Below are 1,307 nucleotides of genomic sequence, written 5' to 3' on the forward strand. Positions count from 1 at the left end.
AATCGCCCCGGGTTTGTCAGACGGTCAGTTCTGCCGGGAGCGGCTGCTCGACGGCGTGGTTGTGACGGTAGTACTCATCCTCGACCTCGGCGGGCGTCTGGTAGTCCAGCGAGGAGTGGATCCTGGTGTGGTTGAACCAGTCGACCCAGCCGAGGGTCGCGAGCTCGAGGTCGTCCGCGCCTCGCCAAGGCCCTTCCCAGTAGACGAGTTCGGCCTTGTAGAGGCCGTTGACGCTCTCAGCGAGGGCGTTGTCGTACGAGTCGCCCACGGTACCGATCGAGGCGTGCAGTCCGGCCTCGACGAGCCGGTCGGTGTAGCGGATCGAGGTGTACTGGCTGCCCGCGTCGGAGTGGTGCACGAGCCCGTTCACGTTGTGCCCGGCGCGGCCGCGGTGCCACAGCGCCATGTCCAGTGCGTCCAGTGGCAGGTCGGTCTTCATCGACGAGGCTGCTCGCCAGCCCACGATCATCCGGGAGAACACGTCGATCGCGAACGCGACGTACACGAACCCGGCGAAGGTCGCGACGTAGGTGAAGTCGACCACCCACAGCTCGTTCGGGCGGGTCGCGGTGAAGTCCCGCCTGACCAGGTCGGCCGGCCGCGCAGCGGTGTCGTCGGGGATCGTGGTCCGGACCCGACGGTCACGCCGAACCCCCTGCATCCCAGTGGCTTTCATCAACCGCTCGATCGTGCACCGAGCGACCGGCGACCCCTGCACGGTGACCCCCTCACGACGCAGCTGGTGGTAGATCTTCCGCGCCCCGTACAGCCCACCCCGGGAGGCCTGGTGGACCCGGCACACCTCGTCCAGGACCAGCTCGTCACGGACCGCCCGAGCCGACAGGCCCCGGGCTCGCGCCGCGTAGTACGTGCTCGGGGCGATCGGGCAGCCGTGCTCGGTGAGCACCCTGCAGATCGGCACGACCCCGAACGCCTCGTGGTGGGCGTCGATGAACGCGGTCACCACGGCAGTCGCGGGTCGAGCTCCCGCGCGAAGAAAGACGATGCGGCCAACAGGATTTCGTTGGCCCTCTTCAGTTCACGGACCTCGGCCTGCAACGCCTTGATCGAGGCCGCGTCGCTGCTCGTGGTCCCCGGCCGGCGACCCTCGTCGATCTCGGCCCGACGCACCCACCCGCGCAACGTGTCGGGCACGACCCCGACCTTCGGCGCGATCCGCCGCACGGCCGCGTTCATCGACAGCAAGGGATCCTCGCTCATCGCCTCCGCGACCAACCGCTGCGCCCGATCACGCAGCTCATCCGGGTACTTCCTCGGTGCTGGCATAACTCCACCTTTCCGTGGAA

General features: G+C 68.3%; 1 protein-coding gene and 1 other annotated feature. The gene reads right to left on the minus strand.

What is annotated here, in order from left to right:
- Positions 1 to 16 precede the first annotated feature (16 nt).
- Positions 17 to 1,287 (minus strand): IS3 family transposase gene (locus ABWV20_RS19190; protein WP_353358068.1). Its coding sequence is split into 2 segments (ribosomal slippage): positions 17 to 1,002 and positions 1,002 to 1,287, totalling 1,272 coding nucleotides; the frame shifts between segments, so codons are not numbered across the junction.
- Positions 875 to 1,006: a sequence feature (AL1L pseudoknot), on the minus strand. It overlaps the preceding gene by 132 nt.
- Positions 1,288 to 1,307 lie beyond the last annotated feature (20 nt).

Source organism: Intrasporangium sp. DVR, assembly GCF_040365325.1.
Classification (GTDB): domain Bacteria; phylum Actinomycetota; class Actinomycetes; order Actinomycetales; family Dermatophilaceae; genus Intrasporangium.